The 1,478-nt window shown below is 71.4% G+C and carries 2 protein-coding genes; both read left to right on the top strand.

Features of this window, described 5'->3' with window-relative positions; genetic code table 11:
* Window positions 1-928, top strand: a 928-nt coding sequence (locus AC1DY2_RS19710) for a cation:proton antiporter domain-containing protein (RefSeq protein ID WP_476763951.1), incomplete at its 5' end; no start/stop codon positions are given.
* Window positions 929-1,133: 205 nt separating this feature from the next.
* Window positions 1,134-1,478 (top strand): hypothetical protein (locus AC1DY2_RS19705; protein ID WP_476763950.1); only part of this gene is annotated, 345 nt, incomplete at its 3' end.

Here is a 1,478-nt window from a genome sequence, read left to right as displayed (position 1 = left end):
GAACTGGCGCACGATCGAGCTCATCCTCGAGGGCACGGTGTTCCTCGTGATGGGCCTGGAGCTCTCGACGATCCTCAGCGACCTCACCGACGAGACGCGCGGCGTGGAGCTCGGCGCTCGGGTGGCGGCGATCACGCTCGTGACGGTGATCCTGGTGCGGGCGCTCTTCGTGCTGCCCATGCTCGGCCTGCAGCGGCGCAGTTCGCGCCGCGGGGYGAGCATCAAGCCGCACCTCACGGCGTTCCAGGAGCGCCTCGACACGGTCGAGCCCGGCGAGGTGGTCGCGCCCGAGCCCCAGGGTGGCTCAGGTCGTCGCCGGGCCGGCCGGGTGCTGTCCGCCGCCTCCCTCCAGCGGTTCCAGACCCGCATCCGGCGCAAGGTCGCCGACATCGACTACTTCATGGCCGTGCCTCTGGGCTGGCGCGAGGGCACGGTGATCGTCTGGGCGGGAATGCGCGGCGCCGTCACGCTGGCGGCCGCGCAGACGCTGCCGCAGGGCACACCCGACCGGTCGCTCGTGATCTTCATCGCGTTCCTCGTGGCAGCGGGTTCGCTGCTCATCCAGGGCGGCACACTGCCGTGGCTCGTCCGCCTCGTGAAGCCGGCCGGGGTCGACGTCGAGGCGGCCCGCACCGAACGGGCGCAGCTGGAGGGGATGCTGCGGGGCGTGGCCGATGACCTGGTGCGCGAGCATCGCGAGGCGCGGGCGGCCACCGGGGAACGCCAGCACGGCGACCGGGATCCCGCCGCTGATCGGGAACTCTTCCGCACCCTGCGGCTCGAGATCATCGAGGCGCAGCGGGAGGCGCTGCTCGCCGCCCGCGACGACGGCACGTTCAGCGCGTCGGTGCTGACGGGGGCGCTCGAGACGCTGGACGCCGATCAGATCAGCATGGACCTGCGCGGGGAGCATCGCGACGTGGCGTGATCACGCGGCATCCGGGGCGGGTCGTGACCGAACCGTGATAATCGAGCGATCGTCAATACCTTGGATGACATTCACAGGAACATGTGCGGAGACGTACAGAAGGGGTCGTCAGACTGGCCACTTCGCCCGGGCGCCCCCGCGTCTGTGGAACGTCGAGCAAGGAATCACGTGGCCTCGAGCCTCGGGACTCCGCCCCGTGAAAGTCATGCAGAACCAGCCTTCCTCCAATTCAGAGCACTCCATCACCGCCCCCGAGCCCGAGTCGGCCAGCCGCCGCGATCGACGCCGGCCCACCGGCTGGCGACGTGGACCACTCCTCGCCGCGGGCGCCGTCGCCGCGATCGGCGCCATGGTCGGCACCGGCTTCGCCGTGCAGGGTGCGGTCGCCGCGCAGAACGATCGCATCGCCGAGACCCGCGCGCTGACCGACGCCGCGAACCCCGACGTCAAGCAGCTCGACTCGCACGGCGGCATCCTCGAGGCCCGTGCGGTCAAGCAGGCCGAGGACACCCTCGCCGGCGCGAGCGACACCATCGCCGCGGCCCAGGGG

The organism is Agromyces sp. P1_H4, assembly GCF_056405255.1.
This window is presented reverse-complemented; position numbering and strand designations above follow the sequence as displayed.